The organism is Brevundimonas aurantiaca (assembly GCF_904830995.1).
Taxonomy (GTDB): Bacteria; Pseudomonadota; Alphaproteobacteria; order Caulobacterales; family Caulobacteraceae; genus Brevundimonas; species Brevundimonas aurantiaca.
Genome location: NZ_CAJGVD010000001.1, coordinates 2,124,958 through 2,147,878 on the forward strand (window position 1 = coordinate 2,124,958; position 22,921 = coordinate 2,147,878).

At 68.0% G+C, this 22,921-nt stretch carries 23 protein-coding genes and 1 tRNA gene; 6 read left to right on the forward strand and 18 right to left on the reverse strand.

Annotation, left to right across the window (positions count from 1 at the left end; all coding sequences use genetic code 11):
* Nucleotides 1–15: 15 nt before the first annotated feature.
* The 10 genes from truA to JMT67_RS10500 form a co-directional block, all read right to left on the reverse strand.
* Complete coding sequence (gene truA, locus JMT67_RS10460; RefSeq protein ID WP_183216517.1) at nt 16–759, reverse strand: tRNA pseudouridine(38-40) synthase TruA; 744 nt, start codon at nt 757–759, stop codon at nt 16–18.
* Nucleotides 759–1,682, reverse strand: a complete 924-nt coding sequence (fmt, locus tag JMT67_RS10465) for a methionyl-tRNA formyltransferase (RefSeq protein ID WP_201463423.1) — start codon at nt 1,680–1,682, stop codon at nt 759–761. The genes truA and fmt overlap by 1 nt, the downstream gene beginning before the upstream one ends.
* Nucleotides 1,683–1,700: 18 nt before the next feature.
* A complete protein-coding gene (locus JMT67_RS10470; protein ID WP_054764322.1) occupies nt 1,701–1,943 on the reverse strand; it encodes a hypothetical protein in 243 nt (80 codons plus the stop codon).
* Complete coding sequence (gene def / locus JMT67_RS10475) at nt 1,943–2,521, reverse strand: peptide deformylase (RefSeq protein ID WP_152949192.1); 579 nt, start codon at nt 2,519–2,521, stop codon at nt 1,943–1,945. The genes JMT67_RS10470 and def overlap by 1 nt, the downstream gene beginning before the upstream one ends.
* 44 nt (nt 2,522–2,565) lie before the next feature.
* Nucleotides 2,566–2,910, reverse strand: coding sequence for an acyl-CoA thioesterase (locus JMT67_RS10480; protein WP_201463424.1), 345 nt, complete (start codon nt 2,908–2,910; stop codon nt 2,566–2,568).
* A 203-nt stretch (nt 2,911–3,113) separates the two neighbouring features.
* A complete protein-coding gene (locus JMT67_RS10485) occupies nt 3,114–3,746 on the reverse strand; it encodes a hypothetical protein (protein ID WP_183216507.1) in 633 nt (210 codons plus the stop codon).
* Nucleotides 3,747–3,751: 5 nt separating this feature from the next.
* Nucleotides 3,752–4,924: a polysaccharide biosynthesis/export family protein gene (locus tag JMT67_RS10490; RefSeq protein WP_201463425.1), complete on the reverse strand. Its 1,173-nt coding sequence runs from the start codon at nt 4,922–4,924 to the stop codon at nt 3,752–3,754.
* Between the two features lie 31 nt (nt 4,925–4,955).
* A complete protein-coding gene (locus JMT67_RS10495) occupies nt 4,956–5,888 on the reverse strand; it encodes a glycosyltransferase family 4 protein (RefSeq protein WP_233455860.1) in 933 nt (310 codons plus the stop codon).
* Between the two features lie 25 nt (nt 5,889–5,913).
* On the reverse strand, nt 5,914–6,243 hold the full coding sequence (locus tag JMT67_RS16270; RefSeq protein ID WP_233455861.1) for a hypothetical protein: 330 nt from the start codon (nt 6,241–6,243) through the stop codon (nt 5,914–5,916).
* 7 nt (nt 6,244–6,250) lie between these two features.
* A complete protein-coding gene (locus tag JMT67_RS10500; RefSeq protein WP_201463426.1) occupies nt 6,251–7,243 on the reverse strand; it encodes a KpsF/GutQ family sugar-phosphate isomerase in 993 nt (330 codons plus the stop codon).
* A 168-nt stretch (nt 7,244–7,411) separates the two neighbouring features.
* On the opposite strand from JMT67_RS10500, the gene otsB reads away from it, so the two are divergent.
* The 3 genes from otsB to JMT67_RS10515 are packed head-to-tail and all read left to right on the forward strand — an operon-like array spanning nt 7,412 to nt 11,414.
* The gene (otsB, locus tag JMT67_RS10505; protein ID WP_233455862.1) at nt 7,412–8,170 is read left to right on the forward strand and encodes a trehalose-phosphatase; all 759 of its coding nucleotides are present in this window, start codon (nt 7,412–7,414) and stop codon (nt 8,168–8,170) included.
* Nucleotides 8,171–8,174: 4 nt separating this feature from the next.
* The gene (locus tag JMT67_RS10510; RefSeq protein WP_201463427.1) at nt 8,175–9,959 is read left to right on the forward strand and encodes a glycoside hydrolase family 15 protein; all 1,785 of its coding nucleotides are present in this window, start codon (nt 8,175–8,177) and stop codon (nt 9,957–9,959) included.
* Between the two features lie 42 nt (nt 9,960–10,001).
* Nucleotides 10,002–11,414 (forward strand): alpha,alpha-trehalose-phosphate synthase (UDP-forming), encoded by a 1,413-nt coding sequence (locus tag JMT67_RS10515; protein WP_054764328.1) that lies wholly within the window; start codon nt 10,002–10,004, stop codon nt 11,412–11,414.
* A gap of 13 nt (nt 11,415–11,427) precedes the next feature.
* Here JMT67_RS10515 and JMT67_RS10520 read toward each other — a convergent pair whose 3' ends face one another.
* The 6 genes from JMT67_RS10520 to JMT67_RS10545 all read right to left on the reverse strand — a co-directional run bounded on the left by JMT67_RS10520 (nt 11,428) and on the right by JMT67_RS10545 (nt 17,457).
* Complete coding sequence (locus JMT67_RS10520) at nt 11,428–12,408, reverse strand: esterase-like activity of phytase family protein (protein WP_201463428.1); 981 nt, start codon at nt 12,406–12,408, stop codon at nt 11,428–11,430.
* Nucleotides 12,405–14,288, reverse strand: a complete 1,884-nt coding sequence (cobT, locus tag JMT67_RS10525) for a cobaltochelatase subunit CobT (protein WP_201463429.1) — start codon at nt 14,286–14,288, stop codon at nt 12,405–12,407. The genes JMT67_RS10520 and cobT overlap by 4 nt, the downstream gene beginning before the upstream one ends.
* A gap of 41 nt (nt 14,289–14,329) precedes the next feature.
* Entirely contained in the window at nt 14,330–15,571 is a 1,242-nt protein-coding gene (locus JMT67_RS10530; protein WP_182713745.1) for a DUF418 domain-containing protein, read from the reverse strand.
* A 50-nt stretch (nt 15,572–15,621) separates the two neighbouring features.
* Nucleotides 15,622–16,167: a phthalate transporter gene (locus JMT67_RS10535; protein ID WP_182713746.1), complete on the reverse strand. Its 546-nt coding sequence runs from the start codon at nt 16,165–16,167 to the stop codon at nt 15,622–15,624.
* A complete protein-coding gene (locus JMT67_RS10540; RefSeq protein WP_182713747.1) occupies nt 16,164–17,045 on the reverse strand; it encodes a 3-hydroxybutyryl-CoA dehydrogenase in 882 nt (293 codons plus the stop codon). The genes JMT67_RS10535 and JMT67_RS10540 overlap by 4 nt, the downstream gene beginning before the upstream one ends.
* Nucleotides 17,046–17,151: 106 nt before the next feature.
* On the reverse strand, nt 17,152–17,457 hold the full coding sequence (locus tag JMT67_RS10545) for a YggT family protein (RefSeq protein WP_201463430.1): 306 nt from the start codon (nt 17,455–17,457) through the stop codon (nt 17,152–17,154).
* Nucleotides 17,458–17,621: 164 nt separating this feature from the next.
* Between JMT67_RS10545 and JMT67_RS10550 the strand changes: the two genes are divergently transcribed.
* Nucleotides 17,622–17,697: transfer RNA gene (locus tag JMT67_RS10550), tRNA-Ala, on the forward strand.
* 14 nt (nt 17,698–17,711) lie between these two features.
* Here the strand turns inward: JMT67_RS10550 and JMT67_RS10555 are convergent.
* Nucleotides 17,712–18,089 carry a hypothetical protein gene (locus JMT67_RS10555; RefSeq protein ID WP_054766780.1) on the reverse strand — a complete coding sequence of 126 codons (378 nt, stop codon included), beginning with the start codon at nt 18,087–18,089 and terminating at the stop codon, nt 17,712–17,714.
* Nucleotides 18,090–18,369: 280 nt separating this feature from the next.
* Here JMT67_RS10555 and JMT67_RS10560 point away from each other — a divergent pair, with 280 nt between their 5' ends.
* Both JMT67_RS10560 and JMT67_RS10565 read left to right on the forward strand, forming a co-directional pair.
* Nucleotides 18,370–20,973 carry a TonB-dependent receptor gene (locus tag JMT67_RS10560; RefSeq protein ID WP_201463431.1) on the forward strand — a complete coding sequence of 868 codons (2,604 nt, stop codon included), beginning with the start codon at nt 18,370–18,372 and terminating at the stop codon, nt 20,971–20,973.
* A gap of 66 nt (nt 20,974–21,039) precedes the next feature.
* Complete coding sequence (locus JMT67_RS10565) at nt 21,040–21,873, forward strand: hypothetical protein (protein WP_325100330.1); 834 nt, start codon at nt 21,040–21,042, stop codon at nt 21,871–21,873.
* Between the two features lie 4 nt (nt 21,874–21,877).
* Here the strand turns inward: JMT67_RS10565 and JMT67_RS10570 are convergent, their stop codons facing one another.
* On the reverse strand, nt 21,878–22,801 hold the full coding sequence (locus JMT67_RS10570) for a tyrosine recombinase XerC (RefSeq protein WP_191558412.1): 924 nt from the start codon (nt 22,799–22,801) through the stop codon (nt 21,878–21,880).
* Nucleotides 22,802–22,921: the final 120 nt, after the last annotated feature.

Genomic DNA, 22,921 nt, shown 5'->3' on the forward strand with positions numbered 1-22,921 from the left:
GGTCCCAGGCGGGGTTCAGTCGTAGCGCACGCCGCTGAGATAGAGCCCCGCCGAGGGGGCGACAGGGCCGCACCGGGCGCGGTCCCTCGCCTCCAGCGCCGCCTTGACGTCACGGGCGGTCCAGCGGCCCAGCCCCACCTCCACCAGGGTTCCGGCCATGGACCGGACTTGGCGGTGCAGGAAGCTGCGGGCCTGGAAGACCAGATGCACCTCCTCGCCGAACCGGCTGACGCGGGCCACGTCCAGGGTCTTGACCGGCGACTTGGACTGGCAGCCCACGTCGCGGAAGGTGGTGAAGTCGTGCAGGCCGACCAGGACCTGGGCCGCATGGTGCATGGCCTCGGCGTCCAGGCTCTTCTTGACGTGCCAGACGCGGTCGCGCTCCAAAACAGGTTGAGGCCGGCGGTTCAGGATCCGGTACAGATAGCCCCGGCCGGTCGCGGAGAACCGCGCGTGCCAGTCGGGATCGGGCGCGTATTCGGCCGACAGGACGCAGACATCCTGTTTGATCAGATGGGCGTTGACGGCGTTCAGCACCGTATCGACCGGCCAGTCCCGCTCCAGATCGGCATGGATGACCTGGGCCGTGGCGTGAACGCCGGTGTCGGTGCGGCCGGCGGCGGCGATCCGCACCCGCTCGCCGGAGAAGGCCAGTATGGCGGCCTCGACCGCGCCCTGGACCGTCGGCTGGTCCTCCTGGGCCTGGAAGCCGTTGTAGGCCGTGCCGTCGTATTCGAGGGTCAGCTTGTAGCGCGGCATCAGCCGAGCACGGTCCCGGCCGGCAGGGGGAAGCCGCGCAGCATCTCATCGGTCGATTGCGCCGCCTTGCCCTCGCGTTGAACCCGGATCAGGCGCACGGCGCCTGTCCCGCAGGCCACGGTCAGGGCGTCGTCCAGCACGGTTCCGGGCGCGCCCGATCCGTCCGCCAGGGCCGACAGCAGGGCCTTGATCCGAACCGGGCCGGCTTCCGAGGGGGCCTCGAACCAGGCGCCGGGGAAGGGCGACAGGCCGCGGATATGGGCGTCCACCTCGGCCGCCGGGCGGGTCCAGTCGATGCGGGCCTCGGCGGGGGTGATCTTCCGGGCGTAGGTGGGTTCGCCGACCTGTTCGGTTGGCGCGACGCCGCCGCGCTCGATGGCGGCCAGGGCGCGGGGCCACAGGGCGGCGCCGACATGGGCCATGCGCTCGGACAGGCTGGCGGCCGTGTCGTCGGGCCGGATGTCCATGATTTCGCTGAGCAGGATCGGCCCTTCGTCCAGGCCCAGGCTCATCTGCATGATCTGGACACCGGTCTCAGCGTCGCCGGCCATGATGGCCCTCTGGATCGGCGCGGCCCCGCGCCAGCGGGGCAGCAGCGAGCCGTGCAGGTTCAGGCAGCCCAGTCGGGGCGCGGCCAGCACCTGGGCGTTCAGGATCTGGCCGTAGGCGACGACGCAGGCGGCGTCGAGGTCCAGGCTCTGGAAGTCGGCGACGGCCTCGGGCGACTTCATGCTCTCGGGCGTGAAGACCGGCAGGCCCATGGTTTCGGCGAAGGCGTGAACCGGCGACGGCGTCAGCTTCTGGCCCCGGCCCTTCGGGCGCGGCGGCTGCGAATAGACGGCGACGATCTCGTGGCCCGAGGCGAGAAGCTCGGCCAGGGACGGCACGGCGAAATCTGGAGTTCCCATGAAGGCAAGGCGCATGGGCTCGCCTTTAGAGGTTTACTGCCAGCGGGTGAAGACGCCGCCGCCCTCATCCCACTCGCCGCCGGCGTCCAGGGCGTCGTCGAAATCGAGCAGCCGGTCCAGCAGCAGGCCCGCCACCACGCCCAGCAGGGCCACGCCCGCCAGGGTCGCAACCCCGGCGACGCCGATCTTCTGGCTGCGCGTCAAGCGACGGCGCCCTTGGGTGTCGATGACCAGGGACTGGCCGCGCCGGATGGGGCGAGGGTTGCGCTTCGTCATCAGGCGGCGATCCTGTCCTTGGCGGCCTTCTTGACCTTGGTCACGGCGCGTTCCCGCTTCAGCCGCGACAGGTGGTCGATGAAGAGCACGCCGTTAAGATGGTCCATCTCGTGCTGGATGCAGACGGCGTAGAGGCCCGAAGCCTCTTCCTCCACCGACTGACCCTCACGGTTCAGATAGCGAATGCGAACGCGGGCCGGCCGTTCCACCTTGTCGAAATACTCGGGAATGGACAGGCAGCCCTCTTCGTAGGTGTAGAGCTCGTCCGAGGCCCACAGGATTTCCGGATTGGCGAAGAAGCGCGGGTTGCGGCGCGCCTCGGCGGCCTCCGGCGTGTCTTCCTCTTCCGTTTCGCAGACGGTTCCGTCGCGATCGCCCAGGTCCATGACGATGACCCGGTCCAGGGCGCCGACCTGAACGGCGGCCAGGCCGATGCCCGGCGCCGCGTACATGGTCTCCAGCATGTCGTCCATCAGGGCGCGCACGGCGTCGTCGACGCCCGCGACGGGCTTGGAGACCTGTTTCAGGATCGCCAGGTCGGCGGCGTTGTCGATGGTGAGGATACGTCGGATGGCCATGGTCGGGACGTAGGCGCGCCCCGGCGCGAGGTCAAGATTTCCGCCTATTCCTTGCCCGGCAGGGGGCGCGGCTTGCGGTACTGGTCGATGGCCACATAGGTGAAGACGCCTTGGGTCACGCGCACGGACGTGGCCAGCGGCTGACCGCGCGACCGCTTCCAGGCCTCGACATGGATGCGGATCGAGGTGCGGCCCGTGCCGACGACCTTGGCGTAGATGCTGACCTCGTCGCCGACGGAGACGGGCTGGTGAAACACCATGCCGTCCAGGGCCACGGTGGCGCAGCGTCCCTGGGCCAGTTCAAAGGCAGGAGTCGCGCCGGCCACGTCCATCTGGGCCAGCAACCAGCCGCCGAAGATGTCGCCTTCGGGGTTGGTGTCGGCCGGCATGGCGATGATGCGGCCTACGGCGGGGTGTCGGGCGGGGACTCGGGGGCGTCGGACATGGGGAAACTCTGACGTTCGGGGAGGGCCCGTTCTTAGATCAACTTTGCGTCAAACAAAACCAACCGGGCAATTTCCCACCCATCCCCGTCTGGGCGGCGAACGAGCATTCAGCGCCGCGTGGGCCAGACTCTTCGTCCCAAGCCATGTTAAGCAGTGTTGGACGGCTTGGCGCGGCGGGCGCGCGGAGTCTTGGCCGAAGACTTGCCTGAAGTCTTTCCTGCAGGCTGGCGCGCCTTGGCCGCAGGGGCGGCCGGAACCTCGGCTTGAGTGGCGGCCCGTCTGGCGTCTCGCAGCGCCCGCCAGGCCCCGCCGAGCTCCATGGCGACCAGCAGATGATCTTCAGTCAGAACACCCCTCCGTGCGAGGCGCAGATCGGCGATCTCGTTCAGCAACCGGGACGCCGCGCGCAGGTCGGGACGATCGGATCGCGCGCCCAGGTCCTGAAGCCGGGCGAAGCGCCAACCCGTCTCCGGCGGATGCTCCAAGGCCAGGGCGAACCGCGCCTCGGGCGTCAGATCCGCAGAGAGAAAGTCCCAAACCGTCTGGTTCGGCGCCCGACGATAATGGCCGGGGCGGGTCGGGAGGCCGGCGCGGGCATAGACCTCCAGGGCGCCCGCCTCGATCTCGTCCAGCGCCTGATCCAGAGGCGAGGGAGCCTCCGAGGGGATTTCCGCAGGACGGACGAAGGGGTCTGCGGCGCCGGCCGGATCGACAATATCAGTCGCGACTGCGGCGGCGCGCCCCGTCAGCCGGGACAGAAGGGCGAGCCACGCCTGCACGGGCGTCAGTCGACGTTGATCGCGCTGGTCACCGACACGTCATAGACGACGCGGGTCACGCTCTGAACGAACTCGAAGAACTTGCGCGCCTCTGCGGCGCCGGCCAGGGGCACATAGATCACGTCCTCGGGCATGATCTCCAGATTGGTGGCGGCGAAGACATTGGCGGCGTTGTTGAAGTCCAGCTGATAGACCACCGGCACCCCCTTGGGCGTGGCCGGCTGGTTGATTCCCAGAGCCCGGGCCACCTCCGGTCGCTCGAAGCGGAAGACCAGAACGCGCCGGGCGTTGGCGGTGGCGGTGTTCAGCCCTCCGACCTTGGACATGGCGCCCGTCAGGGTCATGGGTCCGGCGGGCATGTCGACCTGCGTCACGGCGTTCAGTGCGCCGAAGGTGGAGAACCGACGCGGCTTGTACTGGACGTTGATCACGTCGCCCTTTTGCAGGCGCACGTTCTCGCTGAACTCGGTCGTCACGGCCGACAGGGGGGCGGTGTAGGTCTGCCCGCCGCGCTGGATGCTGATCGTCAGATCGTCAGTCGGGCGGGCCGATCCGCCGGCGGCGGCGATGACGTCCAGAATCCGGTCGCTGTTGACGCCCAGCGGCGCACGCCCCGGCTGGCGAACGTCGCCCAGGACGTTGACGGTGTTGGAGGCGTTGCCGGAGATCCCCACCAGAACCTGGGGATTGGCGACCTTGCCGACCAGGGCGCGGCGGATCGCGGCCGCCGCCTGGGTCGAGGTCAGGCCGACGACGCGGACCGGACCGGCGAAGGGCACGGAGACCGAGCCGCTGCGATCGACCGTGACGCCCGGAAGGGCCTGGGAACCGCCGGACAGGTTGGGAACCGTGCGCGCCGAAGCCGATGTCCCACCCAGGCTGCCGCCGAACAGGGCGCCTGAAGGATCATAGATCGAGATCGCCAGCGTATCGCCCTCGCCGATCACATCGACCGGCTGGTCGCTGGAGGCGGCGGCCAGGGTGCCGAAAAACTTAGGCGGCACGGCCTTCATCCGCTCCGTGACCTCATAGGTCAGCGGCACCAGGGCGTAGCTGCCCAGGGCCTGGGCTGTAGAGGCCCCAGCGTCGATGGAGGCGCCCGAGGGTCCGTCGCGCGGCAGGGTGGAGCACCCGCTCAGTATGGCGACGATGGCAAGCGGCAGGATGGTGCGAGTCATGGAAACGGATCGGCCCTTGTTCGCGCGTTGATTACCCGCCTTTCGCAGCGCCCGCCAGAGGCGAGGCCGCCCCCAGGCCGACAGCCTGAGCGACGATGTCGAAATGGGCCTCCCACGACGGCGCAGCCTGAGCCTCCGGGGCGGCGGGCGGAGGCGTCATGGTCGCCCGCTCGATCGCCGCCAGCCAGCCCAGCCCGTCGAGGGGATCGATCAGCTCGGCCTGGGGCGTCAGCTCTCTGTGCGGCGGAATATCAGAGGCGATCAGAGGACGGCCCATGGCCACCGCCTCGACCGCAGGCAGGTCGAACCCCTCGACCGACGAGGGCGCCAGCACCGCCCGCGCGCCCCGCATCAGCCGCGCCAGCACCTCGTCGGACAGGTTGGCCGCCTGGTGAACGATCCCCCGCAGATTGGGCGAGCGCTGCAGATGATCCAGCACCGCCTCATTCTCCCAGCCGTAGCGCCCGACCAGGACCAGAGAGGGGGTGCGTTCGCCCAGCCGCTCCTCCAGCCGCCGCCACAGGGTCAGCAACAGGGCCAGGTTCTTGCGCGCCTCTATGGTGCCCACATGGACGAAATAGGGACGGCTGGTCGCCACCGCCTCGCCGGCCACGAAGGCCGGCTCCAGGCCCAGATGCGCCACGTGGACCGGCGGCTGGGGCAGGCCCTCCCGAGCCGCAAACGCGTGCAACTCGTCGCGGGTATAGGCCGAGTTGACGATCAGCCGGCTGGCGTAACGCAGGGCGTGGGTCACGCGCGCGTGGTGTTTGGCGCCGTCGCCCGGCCGACAGAACTCCGGGTGCGTGATGGGGATCAGATCATGGATCAGAACGACCCGGTCCACAGCCGACGCCTCCAGGTCCCGCAGGGCGTCGGCCTCATGCAGAGTCGTATGACCCACGTTCAGATAGAGGTCGGCGGCCGGCAGGGGCGCGACATGACGGGACTTGAAGAACTGTTTCAACACCCGTCCCTTGTCCGCCGGCTTCTCACGCTCCGGCGGGGGGGGGACTGATGACAGACTTTGCGGGTCGGGCGGGGGCCGCCAGGGCCTCCAGCAACAGGGCTTCATGCGCCACGTCGGCGGGGGCGACGCCCGCCCCGCTCCAACGCGCGCGCAGATCGACCACGAAGTCCCGGAACCACTCGGGCTGGACCGCGACCAGGCGGTTCTTGCGCCCGCGAACCGGCAGGGTGACGACGTCGGGCCGCGACAGCAGCCATTCGGCATAGGCCAGACAGACGCGATCGACGCCCGTGGGGGCGGAACGTTCGGCCCGGCTCATCAGCCGGCTGGCGTCATAGAGGATACGCATCACCAGCGGCTCAGGCGACGTAGCCGGCCTGCATCAGTTCCGCGATATGGACGATGGCGGTCGGCCGCCCCTCCTCCACCACGAACAGATTGGAAATCTTGTTCGCGGTCAGCAGATCGACGACGTCGCTCATCCGCGCGTTCGGATCGACCGTGATCGGATTGGCCCCCATGATGTCGGCGGCGGTTAGGCCGGTGATGTCGCGCTGGAAGGCGCGACGCAGGTCGCCGTCGGTGACGATCCCCGCCAAGGCGCCGTCCGCCTTCAATACGGCGACCGCCCCCTTTCGGCCTTCCGTAATGGCCGAGACCACTTCGCTGAAGCTGGCGTTCAGCGGCACGCTGGCCGGGGCCGCGGCGTTGTCCCCCATCCATTCCCGCACGCTTTGCAGGCTCATGCCCAAGGCGCCGCCGGGGTGGTGCAGGCCGAAGTCCAGGGCGCTGAACCCGCGCCGGTCCATCAGCACCATGGCCAGGGCGTCGCCCAGGGCCAGGGTCATCAGGGTCGAGGTGGTCGGCGCCAGGCCGTTCGGACAGGCCTCAGCCACCTTGGGCATGGTCAGGCAGACCGCGGCGTTGCGTCCCAGGAAACTGGTCGGACGCTGGGTGATGGCGATGACCGGAATGCCGTTGCGCTGGCAGAAGATCAGAGGATCGCGCAGTTCGCGGCTCTCGCCCGAGTTGGAGATGGCCAGGACCGTCACATCCGGTCGCAGCATGCCCAGGTCGCCGTGGCTCATCTCCGCCGGATGGACGAAGAAGGCGTTGGTACCGGTGGACGCCAGGGTGGCGGCGATCTTGCCGCCGATGTGGCCGGACTTGCCGATGCCGGTGACGACCACATAGCCGGGGCGGCTCATGATCACATCCACCGCCCGCGCGATCGAGACGTCGATCATCCGCTCCAGCGCTTCCAGCGCCTCGATGTTCAACCGCATGACCTCGCGGGCGCGCCCCGTCATGGCGGCGATGTCTTCGGGCGAGGAATGGGCGATCTCGGTCATGTTTGGTCAGGCCCGCGGCCGGGCTCTCCTTGTTTCAACGCACGGCCGCAGACAGTCCCCTCGGCGGCGCGCACCGCCTCTTTCAGACGACTTTGTCGCTTTCGGGTCAACCTTTGCCGCTTTGGCGCGTTATGGGGGCCTGGGGAAGCCGTAAAGAGTCAGATACCTATGCCGTCTCACGCCGGAGCCGCCGATCTGTTGTTGCCCCGACCGCCGGTCGTCGCCCAGGGAATCGCCCTGTTTCTCGACCTGGACGGCGTCCTGGCGCCCATGGCGCCGACTCCCGACGAGGTCGGTCCCGTGGCGCGCCGCACGGCCGTGCTGAAGGCGGTGCAGCATCGCCTCGACGGCCGGGTGGCCGTGGTCAGCGGCCGCACCATAAGAGAGATCGACCGGATCACCGACCGGGCCCTAGAGTCCGCCTCGGGCGTTCATGGACTGGAGCGTCGCCTGAAAGGCGGTCCGGTCCAGAGGACGACGGCCGACGCCGCCGTCGCCAGGGCTTTGGACGCCTTTCACGCCTTCGCCGCTGACCGGCAGGGGGTGATCGTCGAGGACAAGGGAGTCTCTGCGGGTCTGCATTATCGACTGGCGCCTGACCAGGGCGCGGCGGCGCAGCGACTGGCCCGGCAGCTGCAGGCCGAGACGGGCCTGACGCTGCAGCCTGGCCATATGGTGCTGGAATTGAAGACGCCGGGCGCCGACAAGGGCACAGCCGTCGCCGCCTTCATGCAGGAGGGGCCGTTCAAGGGGGCGACCCCCGTCATGCTCGGCGACGACCTGACCGACGAACATGGTTTCGAAGCCGCCGCCACCCTGGGCGGCTATGGCGTGCTCGTGGGGCCTGAGCGCGAAACCGCGGCCCGCTATCGCCTCGACGATGTGAACGACGTCCTGACCTGGCTGGAAGCGGTGGCGGGGGCCTGAATCGATGACGCCCAATCTCGATCTCTTCCCCATCGGCAATTGCGCGATCAGCGCCCTGATCGACCGTCAGGGCCGGTTCGTCTGGGCCTGCGCCCCGCGCGTCGACGGCGACCCCGTCTTTTCGGCCCTGATGAACGGAGAAGCGCCCGAGCACGGCTATTGGTCCGTCGAGCTGGAGGGGCTGAAACACGTCAGCCAAGCCTATGTCCGCAATACGCCGGTGCTCAAGACTGTGCTGACGGCCGAAGACGGGGCGGCGGTGGAGATCATCGACTTCGCCCCGCGCCATCCCAAACATTCGCGAACCTATCGCCCCCTCGCCTTCGGGCGGATCATTCGACCGCTGCACGGCACGCCGCGTATCCGCGTCCGGCTGCGCCCCTCGTCCGACTGGGGCGCGCGGCCGGCGCCCCACACCTCGGGCTCCAACCACATCCGGTTCCTATGCCCGGACGTCACCTTCCGTCTGACGACCGACTGTCCCGTCTCCCACGTCCTGGAGGAGCGGATCTTTCGGCTGGAACGCCCGCACGCCTTCTTCTTCGGACCGGACGAGGGCTATGATCAGGATGTGGGGCCGGGGGTTCAGGCCGCGCTGGACCGCACGGTCGCCTATTGGCAGGACTGGGTCCGCAAACTCTATCTGCCGCTGGACTATCAGGAGGCCGTCATCCGTGCGGCCATCACCCTGAAGCTCTGCGCCTATGAAGAGACCGGCGCCATCGTCGCGGCCATGACCACCTCCGTTCCCGAATTCAAAGAGAGCGGGCGCAACTGGGACTATCGCTACTGCTGGATCCGCGACGCCTATTATACGGTGCGGGCGCTGAACCGGCTGGGGGCGGTCGACATTCTCGAGAACTACTTGGGCTATCTGCGCAATCTGGTTGACGCCTCGGCCGGCGGCCATGTCCAGCCGGTCTATGGGGTGGGGCTGGAGCCGGGCATCGGCGAGAGCATCGTCGATACGGTCGAGGGCTATCGCGGCATGAAGCCGGTGCGGATCGGCAATCAGGCCCATGAGCACCTGCAGCACGACGTCTATGGCCAGATCGTCCTGCCCCTGGTCCAGGCCTTCTATGACCAACGCCTGCTGCGTCCCGGAACGATCGAGGATTTCCACGCTCTGGAGAAGGTCGGCGAGCGGGCCTTCGCCATGCACGACCAGACCGACGCAGGGCTTTGGGAGTTCCGCACCATCGCGCGGGTTCACACCTATTCCTCCGTCATGTGCTGGGCGGCCTGCGACCGTCTGGCCAAGGCGGCGGATCATCTGGGCCTGCAGGCTCGCGCCGACGTCTGGCGTCAGCGGGCGGCGGCCATCCGAGAGCGGATCGAGGCGGAAACCTTCCTGACGGACGAGGGGCGTTTCGCCGCCAGTTTCGGCGGACGCGAACTGGACGCCTCCCTGCTGCAACTGACGGATCTGGGCTTTCTGGACGCGCATGATCCGCGCCAGGTGGCCACCTTCGATGCAATCGAGCGGGATCTGAAAAAAGGACCCTTCCTGTTCCGCTATGTCGAGCCGGACGATTTCGGCGAGCCCGAAACGGCCTTCAACTTCTGCACCTTCTGGTTCATCGAAGCCCTGCATCAGAACGGCCGGGTGGAGGAGGCGCGCGCCATATTCGAAGAGATGCTGGCCCGTCGCACCCAGGCCGGCCTGTTGAGCGAAGACATTTCCGTCGAGGACGGGGAGCTGTGGGGCAACTACCCCCAGACCTACTCCCTGGTCGGGATCATCAATTGCGCCGTGATGTTGAGCCGATCCTGGACCGACGTGCGTTGATCTTTCTGGTCCCGGGGCTGGGATCGCTGCCGAAGTGAAGTCATGAGCCGTCTCATCGTCGTATCCAACCGGGTTTCGGCCCCGACCGATCCCGCTGCGGGCTCCGCCGGCGGCCTGGCCATGGCCCTGTCTGCGGCCCTGCGAAAATACGACGGCCTCTGGTTCGGCTGGTCTGGAGAGACGATCGACAGCTTCACCGGCGAGATGAAGGTGGAGGACCGCGCCGGCGTGACCGTCGGACTGGTCGATCTGGAGCCCCAGGACGTCGAGGAATATTACAACGGCTACGCCAACAAGACCCTGTGGCCGCTGTTCCACCACCGGATCGACCTGGCCCAGTACGAACGCTCCTACGGCGAGGGTTATGAGCGGGTGAACCGCCGCTTCGCCGAGGTTCTGGCGCCGGTGATCAAGCCGGACGACGTCATCTGGATCCACGACTACCATATGATCCCCATGGCGCGGGACTTGCGTCGTCTGGGCGTCCGCAACCGGATCGGCTTCTTCCTGCACACCCCCTGGCCGACGCGCCAGCTGCTGGTGACCCTGCCGCATCACCGGCGGCTGGTGGAGTCCATGTTCGACTTCGATCTGATCGGCTTCCATACGCGCGAATGGTGCGACCTCTTCACCGACTATGTGGTCAGCGAGGCCCAGGGCGAGCTGTTCGGTCATGGCGGGCTGGAGTGTTTCGGCCGCCGGGTTCAGACCGGCGTCTTCCCCATCGGCATCGATGTGGACGGCTTCCTGGCGGCGAAGAACTCGACCCTCGGGGCCCGGACCTATGATCGGATGGCGGCCTCGGCGGCCTTTCGCGCCATGATCGTCGGCGTGGACCGGCTCGACTATTCCAAGGGGCTGGAGGAGCGGCTGCTGGGCTATGAGCAGTTCCTGCAGGACAATCCGTCGATGCGCGGCGAGGTCTTCCTGCTCCAGGTCACGCCGATCTCGCGGGACGATGTGGATTCCTATCAGGACATGCGGGCGCGGCTGGACGCCCTGGCCGGGCGGGTCAACGGGGCCTTCGCCGACATGGATTGGCAGCCGATCCGCTATCTGAACCGCACCTACCGCCGCGACCAGCTGGCGGGGATTTATCGCGCCGCCAGGGTTGGGCTGGTGACGCCGCTGCGCGACGGGATGAACCTGGTCGCCAAGGAATATGTCGCCGCCCAGAACCCCGACGATCCCGGCGTCCTGATCCTGTCCCGGTTCGCGGGGGCGGCGGAACAGATGCGTGAGGCGCTTCTGGTCAATCCCTACAGCCGCGAGGAGCTGTCGGACGCCATCCAGAAGGCCCTGACAATGCCCCTGGCCGAGCGGGTGCGGCGATGGGAGGCCCTGATGCAGGTGGTTCGCGACACCGACGTGGGCATCTGGCGCGACGCCTTCGTCAAGGCCCTGCTGGCGGTCGAGACCGAGCCGGAAAAATCCCAATGGGCGGGCGCGGCCTGATCCAGGGCCCGGTCTAGCGAATGTCGAAGGCCAGCAGCAGGGTGCGCTGGGCCGGATTGGCATTGTCGTCCGACAGCAGATAGAGCCGGGTCGCCTGGCCGCGCCGCTCGGCCGCGACGCCTTCGAAATTGTCCATTGTGCCGGGCAGCTTCAGTTCGATCAAGGCAGGTCCCAAAGACCCATCTGCCGCCATGCGCCGCACCCGGCCCCGCATGTCGATCGGCGGCGTATAGCGGCGCTCCACCACGAACCAGCCTTCGCCGGACGGATCGCGATCCAGACCGGTGAAGCGATAGTCGGAATCGCGGGGCGCCTCGGCCGGCGGCGAGACGACGGTGCGACAGCCGTTCATCGTGCAGTCCCAGACGCCGCCGCCTTCGCCGACCGCGCGCCAGCCGTCTGTCTGAGCGTGCGAAGCGGCTAGGCCCTCCATGCCTTCATTGTCCGCAAAGGCGACGGCGGGCGACGGAACCGGTCGGGGGGCGCGCACGGCCGACAGCGGGCCGTAATTCCAAATTCGATGGCGACGTTCGAAGCTGACGAGCAGGTCGCCTGATTGCGTCAGGGCCAGACCCTCGGCGTCTCCGTCGCGCTTGTCGCTGATCGGCGTCCCGTCCTCCAGGGCCAGCCGGTGAGACGCCAGACCATCGACGCCGACGAGCCGCCCCTGGGCGTTGAGCCGTAGACGGCCGCGAACCAGGTCCCCCGCGTCGGATACGGCGACAAAGCCGCCGCCTCCGCTCAGTTTAAGATCGGAAAGCCCATGCAGCGGCGATCCCAGGCCAGCGACGATCTCGATCCCGCCCGCGAAACGCACGCCGGGCGCCAGGACGGCCCCGGGCAGGCCCAGACCGACCGGCTTCAACTCGGCGGCGGCGAAGGACCAGCCGTCTTCGTCTGAAAGGGACGGTTGTGGCGGGCCCAGAGTCGCGGCGCAGGCCGTCAGCGCCAGGGCCGCCCAGGCCGCCGCGAGACGCGGTAGACGACGTCTCATGCGGCGATCTTCTGACGCGGCCGGCGAGCGAGCGTCGCCGCGGCGTCCGCCTCGAACAGTTCGGCCAGTTTTTCGGTCATGGCGCCGGCCAGCTGCTCCACGTCGACGATGGTCAGGGCCTTGCGGTACCAGCGGGTCACGTCATGGCCGATACCGATGGCCAACAGTTCGACCGGCGAGCGATCCTCGATCTCGGCGATGACCTGGCGCAGGTGCTTGTCCAGGTAAAGGGCGGCGTTGGCCGACTGGGTCGAATCATCGACAGGCGAGCCGTCGGAAATGACCATCAGGATGCGGCGCTGCTCGGTGCGGGCCAGCAGGCGATTGTGCGCCCATTGCAGGGCCTCGCCGTCGATGTTCTCCTTCAGCAGGCCCTCGCGCATCATCAGGCCCAGATTCTTCTTGGCCCGGCGCCAGGGCGCGTCGGCGGCCTTGTAGATGATGTGGCGCAGGTCGTTCAGCCGGCCGGGATTGGCGGGCTTGCCCGCGCTGATCCAGGCCTCGCGGCTCTGTCCGCCCTTCCAGGCGCGGGTGGTGAAGCCCAGGATCTCGACCTTGACGCCGCAACGCTCCAGCGTGCGGGCCAGAATATCGGCGCAGACCGCCGCCACCATGATCGGCCGCCCGCGCATCGAACCCGAATTGTCGAGCAGCAGGGTCACGACCGTATCGCGGAACGGGCTCTCGCTCTCGGCCTTGAAGGACAGGGGGGCGGTCGGGTCGGTGACGATCCGGGTCAAGCGGGCCGTGTCCAGCATCCCCTCTTCCAGATCGAAGGTCCAGGCGCGGTTCTGCTGGGCCAGCAGCCGCCGTTGCAGCTTATTGGCCAGGCGCGAGACGACGCTGGCCAGCAGGGTGAGCTGTTGATCCAGCAGATTGCGCAGCCGCTCCAGCTCCATCGGATCGCACAGGTCGGCGGCGTCCACCACCTCGTCATAGGCGGTGGTGAAGACGCGGTAGAAGTCGACCGCCCGGCCGTCGTCGGCGGTCTGCTGGCGATTGGGCTGCTGGCCCTCGTTCAGTTCCGGCCCGTCCTCTGCGCCTTCGCCTTCAGGGTCGGCGGGGGCGCCTTCGGGGCGGCTCTCGCGCTCCTGCTCCGACGACTGATCGTCGGCGTCGCCCTCCATGGACTGGGAGCCCTCGCCGCCCTCCTCTTCCTCGTCCTCTTCCGGCTGATCGTCGGCGTCGGGCTCCTGGGGATCCGGCTCCTGATCGCCCGGGTCGTCCGAGGCGTCCTCGCCCTGGCCGTCGCCGGGATCCAGGTTCAGGGCGCGCAGCACTTCGCGCATCTTTTCGGCGAACAGAGCCTGGTCGCCGGCGGTCGCGGTCAGGGCGTCCAGCTGATCGCCCGCCTTGGCCTCTATGCCGGCTCGAACCAGATCCAGCAGGGATTTGGTTCCGTCGGGCGAAGGCCGGCCCGTCAGCCGTTCACGCACCAGGAGAGCCACGGCCTCCGAAACCGGCGCCCGTTCGGGCTCGAGGATGCGAAGCGCCCCGGTCTTCTCCAGCCGCGTCACCAGGGCGGCGTCCAGATTGTCCCTGACCCCCGCCAGGAATTCGGAGCCCACGGCCTCGACCCGCGCCTGTTCAACCGCGTCGAAAACCTCGGCCGCCTGGGTGTCGGCGGGGCGCATACGGGCGTCGATCCCCGCGTCATGATTGGCCAAACGCAGGGCCAGGCGGTCGGCCTGGCCTCGCAGGGACGCGCTCTCGTTACCGGAGGGGTCGCGTGGGGGATGCGGCAGAGTCAGAATCCCGCCAGCCAGCTTGGGTCCGTCCGACCCGAACACCACCTCCAGCTCAGGCTGCTCGGCCAAGGCGCGAGCGGCGTGGCTGAGCGCGCGTTTGAAGGTTTCGGCGGGAGTGTCCGGGGCGGCCATGCCCCTCAGTTAATCTTTTCACGCCGCTGATAAAAGCGCGATCAGGCGGCTTTTCGGATCGGCACGCGCCGCCCATAGGTCAGGCAGCGCCACACCCATTCCAGCGGCCCCATTCTGAACCGCGCCAGCCAAAGCGGAGACCAGATCAGCTGGACCGCCCAAACGGCCGCCACCAAGCCCCACATGCCGACATAGTCCACCTGACCGAACAGACGCGGCCCCCAGGGCATGTAAAAGAGGGTGGTCATGATCAGCGTCTGGCTCAGATAGTTGGTGAGGGCCATCTGCCCCACCGGCCGAAGCGGGGCGACCAGCCAGGCCGGTCCGCGCGTGGTCACGAGCACGATCAGGCTGACATAGGCCAGGGTCACCAGGATCGGGAAGGCCGCGACCGCCTCCGCCAGCCCTCGCGTCGGATGGGCGTCGGGCGCGGCCATGATTTCGGTCCAATGGGTCGTCGCCACAAGGGCCAGGACCGCGCTCCCGACCGCCAGGACGAAGAGATAGAGCCAGGTCGGCGCCCGGCCGCTGAGGAAACCCGCCTTGAACAGACCCATGCCGGTCATCATCAGGGCGACGGTCGAAAAGACGAACATGGCCAGGCTGGCGCCCTGGAGGAAGAACCAGGCGGTCAGGTTCTGGCCCATGGCCCCGGCCCAGCCGCTGCGATAGGCGGCGATGGCGGCGGCGACGGCCTCCTGGCTGTTCTGCGGCTGGCCCTGTTTCATCGCCTCGACCACTTCTGCGGGGCCGGCGACCATCAGCCAGCTCAACCCCGCCTGCATCGCCCCCAGCGCCAGGGTGACGCCCAGCCCGACCCCGATCAGAACGGGGGCGGAGAAGGACCGCATCAGCATGACGAACAGGCCGGACCAGGCGTAGAGCAGAAGGACGTCGCCGTACCAGAAGGCCAGGCCGTGGATCAGGGCGATCACAGCCAGCCAGAACAGGCGCCGGCGCAGCAACCGCCCCCGCGCCGCATCGCTTCGTTCACCGCCCACCAGAAAGATCGAAGCGCCGAACAACATGGCGAAGAGGGTGATGAACTTCTGGTGGAAGAAGACGTCCATCGCCCAACGGGCCACGGCGTTGGCGCCCGTAACCGGAAAGGGGCTGAGGTCCGCATCGCCATAGACCATGAAGGGCAGGCCGAAGGAGACGACGTTCACCGCCAATATGCCCAGGACCGCCAGCCCCCGCATCACATCCAGAGAAGCGATACGGGCGGGCGCCTCGACCGGCGCCAGTCCGGTCGGTTCCGTCGTCTGGTTCACCGTCGACATTCACAGCCTCCCCCGAAGCGATTCAGCGCCTGAGCGGCGCTCGGATAAGCTTAGCGACGCCGCCCGACCTCGATCGTCGGCCGCGCCTCAAAGGCGATGAAGGCCACGCAAAGACCCGCCCACAGGGCGTAGCTGACGCCGACGATCATGGCGATGGGCAGGCCGCCCACGCCGAAGATCAGGAGGGTCGTCTCGGTCGCACCGAGACCCTGCATCAGGTCGCCCGCCTCCAGCCAGCCCAGGACCACCATCACCAGGCTGACAACCACCTGGACCAGGGCCGCAGTCAGGCCGCCGAACAGCATGAAACGCCAGACCACGCCCAGGCGCGACCCGGGCCGACCCTCGCGACGGCGTTCCTGATTGATCCGCCACAGGCCCGCAGGAACGGCCGCCAGACCGATCAGCAGCACCAGAATCCGCCAGTCGATGTCACGCCCCATCCCGATCGCGTTGGGCGGCCAGAAGGGCAGGGTCAGAATCAGCGGGGGCCAGGCGGCGCCGGCCAGAGAGGCCAGGATCGGATAGAGCGGCGCCGGCCGCGACTGGATGGTCGCCTGGCCCGGCAGGTCGGCATAGGTCTCGAACCGGCTCATCGCGTCGGCGCCGGCGTCTCGCCGGAATAGTCATAGAAGCCGCGCCCGCTCTTGCGGCCCAGCCAGCCGGCCTCGACATATTTCACCAGCAGCGGACAGGGGCGGTATTTGCTGTCGGCGAGCCCGTCGTACAGGACGTTCATGATGGCCAGGACCACGTCCAGTCCCATGAAGTCCGCCAGCTCCAGCGGCCCCATCGGATGGTTGGCGCCCAGGCGCAGCGCCTTGTCGATGGAGGCGACGTTGCCGACCCCTTCATACAGGGCGAAGATCGCCTCATTCATCATCGGCACCAGGATCCGGTTGACGATGAAGGCCGGGAAGTCCTCGGCGTCGGTGGTGGTCTTGCCCAGGCTCTCGGCGAAATCGACGGCCGCCGCGTGGGTCTCGGCCGAGGTGGCGATGCCGCGCACGATCTCGACCAGTCGCATGATCGGCGCCGGCTTCATGAAGTGCAGGCCGATGAACCGGTCGGGCCGGTCCGAAGCTGAGGCCAGTCGAGTGATCGAAATGGAGGAGGTGTTGGAGGCCAAAAGGGTCTGCGGGCCCAGATGGGGGGCGACCTCGGCGTAGAGGGCCTTCTTGACCGCCTCGTCCTCGAGCGCCGCCTCGATGACCAAGTCCGCGTCAGACACGGCCTCGGCCATGACCGTCGTGACGGCGATCCGGGCCAGGGCGGCGTCGGCCTCGGCCTGGGTCACCAGATTGCGGCCGACGTGGCGCGACAGGCTGGCGGCGATCTCGCCCTGGGCCAGCGGCAGCCGCGCGGGCGCCACGTCGTAGAGTCGGACCGAATAGCCGCCCAGGGCCACCGCATGGGCGATGCCTGCGCCCATCTGTCCGGCGCCCAGGACGGCGACTGTGGTGATCGTGCTCATGAACCGTGGTCAATAATGGTCGGGGCCGGCACCTTTAGGAAGCTGGCGGCGGGGCGCAAGGGCGGAATCGCCGTCTCGCGTCGGAATCTCCCGCCGCCGTGGCGCCTCAGCCCAACATGCCGATCAGGACCGGGGCCGCCGAGGCGTTGAACAGGATGCGGACGAACTGAAGCAGCAGCAGGACGACGATGGGCGAAATGTCGATCCCGCCCAGCGGCGGAATGATCCGACGGAAGGGTTCCAGAATGGGGGCGGTGATCCGGTCCAGGAAGTCGGCGATCTGGCTGACGAACCGGTTGCGATGGTTGATCACGTCGAAGGCGAACAGCCAGCTCAAGATCGCCTGGATGATGATGAACCAGACCATCAGGCCGATGACGGTGTTCACAAGCCAGACCAGGGCGGTGCCCATATGTATTCTCCTGCAAGGCGCGAACCTCGGCTTCTAGCCGTCCCCCGCCCATCCGACAATCTTCTGCGGTCGCCTGCGCGGATTGCGCGCACAAGCCCGTTGACACCACGCCCGCCCGCCTTCTATGTCCCGCGCTCGCCTGGAGGCCTGCTCCTGACTGGAACGGGGCCGTAGCTCAGTTGGTAGAGCGCGTCGTTCGCAATGACGAGGTCAGGGGTTCGACTCCCCTCGGCTCCACCAGGCGTCCTTAGAGCCTATTTCAACACCACATAGCCGCGCTCGACCATGCGGCGCAGGGCTTCGTAGACTTCGGCGAGTTCGTCGAAGGCGGTGCGGGCGGCGGTCAGGCGGGCGACCTGGTCGGGGGTGACGGGCGAGCCCGAATGGGCCAGGCGCAGGGCCTCGGCCCCCCATTTGGCGCGGGCGCCGGCGGTCAGGACCGCCAGTTTCTGAAGAGAGGCGGCGTCCAGACCGGTCAGGGTGTGGCCGATCAGCTCCTTATTGGCGACATAGGCGGCGTAGTCGATCTGCTCCAACTGGCCGCGCAGGCGGCGCTGCTCGTGCGGATCGGTGTCCTGTGGTTCGAAATGGTCGCTGTGGCGACGCACGCTCGAAGTCATCTTGGTCGACATGGGCCGGCCCTCCACGGCCACCAGACGTTTCCGGCGGCCACATTGACAAGAGGGTGCGCCGCTTCGGTTAACGTCCCGTTTGCGCCGAGGCGGCTCAGGTTTTGACAATCGACCGACTGTCGCAATCTCCGCACAGCCTCGGGTCGCAAAGGGCGCGTAGCGGCGAAATCGCCATCGAATCTCCACCCACTGTTGTCGGGCGCGACACAGAACAGACGCCTGCACGTCGCCTCCGCCCCCTATGCGAGCCCCGTCGAAATTCGACGTTGGGGGATAGAACATGTGTTTTTCGTCACAGAGCCGGCAACGGTTTCTGCTCGCCACCACCGCCCTGATCAGCGCCGGACTTGCGGCCAGCGCCCAGGCCCAGGTTCAGGACAACCCGACCGCCGAGGTCGATGAGATCGTCGTGACCGGCCAGCGCGAGGCGCAGCGCGCCGCCATCGCCGTGAAACGCGCTGAGTTCGAGGTGATGGACGCCGTCTCCGCCGACGACATCGGCAAGCTGCCGGACCACAATACCGCCGCCGCCCTGCGCCGCATTCCCGGCGTCTCGGTGATGGAGGATCAGGGCGAGCCGCGCTGGCCGATCCTTCGGGGCCTGGCCTCCACCTACAACCGCACGACCATCGACGGCGCCTTCGTGGGTTCGGTAGATGAAAGCGCCCGCACCGTGCCGATGGACATCGTGCCCTCCGTGATGGCCGGCCGGGTCGAGGTGATCAAGACGGTCACGCCCGAGAACGACGGCAACGCCATCGGCGGCGTGATCAATGTCGCCACCCGCAGCGCGTTCGACGCCGCCAAACCCTTCTTCAACGGCATGGCCTCCTACGGCGTCTATGAACAGCACGGCGACGTCCGCAACGACGATCCGTCCTATCGCCTGGCCTTCGCCGCCGGTCGCCGCTTCGGCGCGGCCGACGAATGGGGCGTGGTGATCGGCGCCTCCCACGAGCAGCTCGACTACGACATTCCCCAGGCGGAATCGGCCGCGCCCTCGATCCGCGAATACGATGCGGCCGGCAAGCCGGTGAACTCGGGCGCTCCGACCGGCAACGGAATCCAGGTGCCGACCCAGCTGCGCCTGTTCTGGTACAACAACACCAAACAGCGTTCGGGCGCGAACGGAAAGCTGGAATGGCGGCCGAGCGTCGATTTCCGCTGGGAGGCCTCGGCCCTGTACGCCCGAATGGAGGACGATGAGGAGCGGACCGAGTTCCGCACCGAGCCGGTCGGCAATGTGACCAACCAGACCCGCACCTCGGGAACCTTCGCCACGGGCCGCAACATCATCGGTCTGAACCAGCCCATCACCCGTCGCGAGATCGGCCTGGGCCGCACCGCCTTCCGGTGGGACGCCGCCCCGCAATGGCGGCTGGACGGCGATCTGGTCTATTCACAGGCGGGCTCAGAGACCCCCAACACCTCTATGGAGTTCCGCACGGCGTCGAACGCCAACTTCGGCTTCCGCTACGACACCTCGAACTTTTTCCCGGTGTTCACGCCGACCAATCCGACGGTCTTCCGCGATCCGACCCTGTTCAATCTCCAGCAACGGCGCGTGTCCTTGCTGCGGACCGATGAAGACACCACCCAGGCGCGGTTCAACCTGGCCTTCGACGACGGCGGCGAGACGCGGAACCTGAAGGCGAAGGTCGGCGCCGTGTGGCGCTCCAGCGATCGCAGCTATCGGTCCAGCCGCACCGACTACACCCCCAAGACCGGCTTTATCTATACGCTGGACAAGGTCGATCGTCCCGGTCCGGACAAGCTGATCGAAGGCCAGTATCGTCTGACGCCGCGCATCGACGTCGCCACGGCGGAGGCCTTCTATGCGGCCAACGCGGCCAGCTTCGACGCCAAGACCGCTGCCCCGACCGGCGACTATGACGTCACCGAGGACGTCTTCGCCGGCTACGCCCAGGCCAGCTACAAGATCGGCGACCTGACCCTGCTGGGCGGACTGCGCTATGAGAAGACCGAAGTCAGTTCAGACGCCGCCCGCCTGTCCGGCGGCGTCCTGACGCCGGTGTCGAACAGCGGCGACTACGACAACTGGCTGCCCAGCCTGCACCTGCGCTGGAACCTGCGTCAAAACGTGGTCGTCCGCGCCGCCTGGACCAACACCATCGGCCGACCGGACTTCGGTTCGCTCGCCGCCAGCGAGAGCATCAGCTTCGACGGCTCGCAGCCGACCCTGTCACGCGGCAACCCCGGCCTGAAGGCGCGTGAGAGCGAGGGTCTGGACCTGTCGTTCGAATACTATCCGACCGACGGGCTGATGTCGGTGGCCCTGTTCACCAAGGACATCGCCAACGAGATCTTCACCCTCAGCTCGGTCCAGAACCTGGACGTGGGCCGGGGCGTGGAGGCGGTGATCGTCTCGACGCCGACGAACGCCGAAACGGCCAAGATTCGCGGCGTCGAAGTCGCCTTCCAGCAGGCCCTGACCATGCTGCCGGCGCCGTTCGACGGCCTGGGCGTCAGCGCCAACGCCACCTTCCTGGACACGGAGTTCACCTTCCTGACCACGGCGGGCAAGCGTCACACGGGCCTGTTCCAGCAGCCTGCGACCACCACCAATGAATCGATCTGGTATCAGCGCGGCCCGATCGAGGCCCGCGTCTCGCACAACTATATCGGCGGCTTCCTGGAAACGATCAACGACACCATCCCGAACGCCGACCAGTATTGGAAGGGGCGCCACGTCTATGACGCCTCGGTCAGCTGGCGCTTCGGCAACGGCCTCACCGTCTTTGTGGAAGGCCAGAACCTGTCCAACTCGGGCCGTCGCGAAGTGACCGGCCCGGGTCGAACCTATCTTCAGGAATCGGCGAACTACGGCCGGACCTACTGGGTCGGCCTCTCCGCCAGCTTCTGATCCCCGCCACGCAAGGGGCCGCCTCCCCCAGGAGGCGGCCCCTGTCCTTTTGAAGGAACCTCCGTCATGCTCGCTTCAATGCTCTTGTCTCTGCTTGTCTCCGCCGCCCAGGCCGCGCCGACGGGCGGAGGCGACGCGGTCGCGCCGATCGTTCTCGCGGGCGAGGCTCAGACCCTGCGTCGCTATGAGGCCGAGGCGCGTCAGGGCGCGGCGGTGGGACCCGATGACGTCTACGCCGTCTCCAACTGGTCGATTGTGCGCTATGACAAGAAGACGGGCGCCAAACAGGCCGAATGGACCGGCGACCGCGCCCGATTTCCGCACATCAACTCCTGCGCCGTGATCGACGGCGAACTGGTCTGCGCCAGCTCCAACTTTCCCGCCGTTCCTCAGATCAGCACGGTGGAGGTCTTCGACGCCGTCGACCTGCATCACAAGCGCAGCGTCGCCCTGGGCATGGGGACGGGTTCGATCACCTGGGTCGATCGACATGACGGCGCCTGGTGGGCCATGTTCGCCAACTATGACGGTCGCGGGGGCGAGGCGCCGCGCGACCACCGCCACACCACCCTGGTGCGGTTCGACGACCAGTGGCGACGGCTGGAGGCCTGGGGGCTGCCGGCCTCCATTCTGGAGCGGATTGCGCCGATGAGCATTTCCGGCGGCGGCTGGGGACCGGACGGACGTCTCTATCTGACCGGCCACGACCGGCCCGAACTCTATGTCGTCGCCCTGCCCGAAGGCGGAGGGGTGCTGGATCATCTGGAGACCCTCGGCATAGAGGCCGAGGGTCAGGCGATCGACTGGGACGAGAGCGAGCCCGGCGTCCTCTACGGCATCACCCGGCGGACACGGGAAATCCTGGCGATGCGCACGCCCGTCGCGACGACGGCGCCCTGATCCGTCAGGCGCCGCTCGCGCGCGGATGGGCGGCGGAATAGGCGCTCAACAGGCGCTCCGCATCGACGCCGGTGTATTTCTGAGTGGTGGACAGGCTGGCGTGGCCCAGCAGTTCCTGGATCGAGCGCAGATCGGCGCCGGCCCCCAGCAGATGGGTCGCGAAACTGTGGCGCAGGGCGTGGGGGGTGGTGCGTTCGGGCAGGCCCAGCCGCCCGCGCAGTCGCTGGACCGAGGCCTGGACGTGGCGCGGGCTGAGCGGGCCGCCGCGCCGAGCCCGGAACAGGGCGTCCGACGGCTGGAGCGGGAAGGGCAGCAGCGCCAGATAGGCGTCCACCGCCGCGCGGACGGCCGGCAGAACGGGCGCGACCCGGGTCTTGGCGCCCTTGCCGACGATGCGCAGGGTCTCGCCCAGGGGCGCATCGGCGCGGACGAGAGACAGGCCTTCGGAAATCCGCAGGCCGCAGCCGTACAGCAGGGTCAGGACGGCCCGGTCGCGCGCGGCTTCCCAGGGTTCGGCGTCCGGATCGGCGTCGGGTTCGGCCAGCAGGCCGCGCGCCTGGTCCTCGCTGACGGGGCGGGGCAGGGACGGCTTGATCCGGGGACCGCGCACCAGAGCCAGCTGGGGGGCGGGCGTGTCCAGCCGCCGGTCCAGAAAGGCGTGAAAGCCCCGAACGGCCGACAGGGTCTGGCTCAGGGATCGGGCCGCCAAGGGGTGATCGCCGCTGCGGCGGTCGGCTAAATGGGCGCGCACCTCGGCGGCGGTGATGGTTCCCAGGCCTTTCAGCGTCAGGGTCTCGCCGCGATGGCGTTCGAGAAAGGCGACATAGAGCCGGCCGATATGGCCGTAGGCCTCAAGGGTGCGGGGCGACAGCCGTCGCTCGTGCGCCAGATGCTCCAGCCAGGCGTGGAGGGCCTCGGCGGCGGTCATTCGCCCGTTTCCTGTCCGTCATCCTCGGGCTTGACCCGAGGATCGGGCGTTGAACGAGGCGAATGGCGGGGATCGTGCGCCAACCCGTACGCATTTGCGACGGAGCGTCCGACCCTCGGG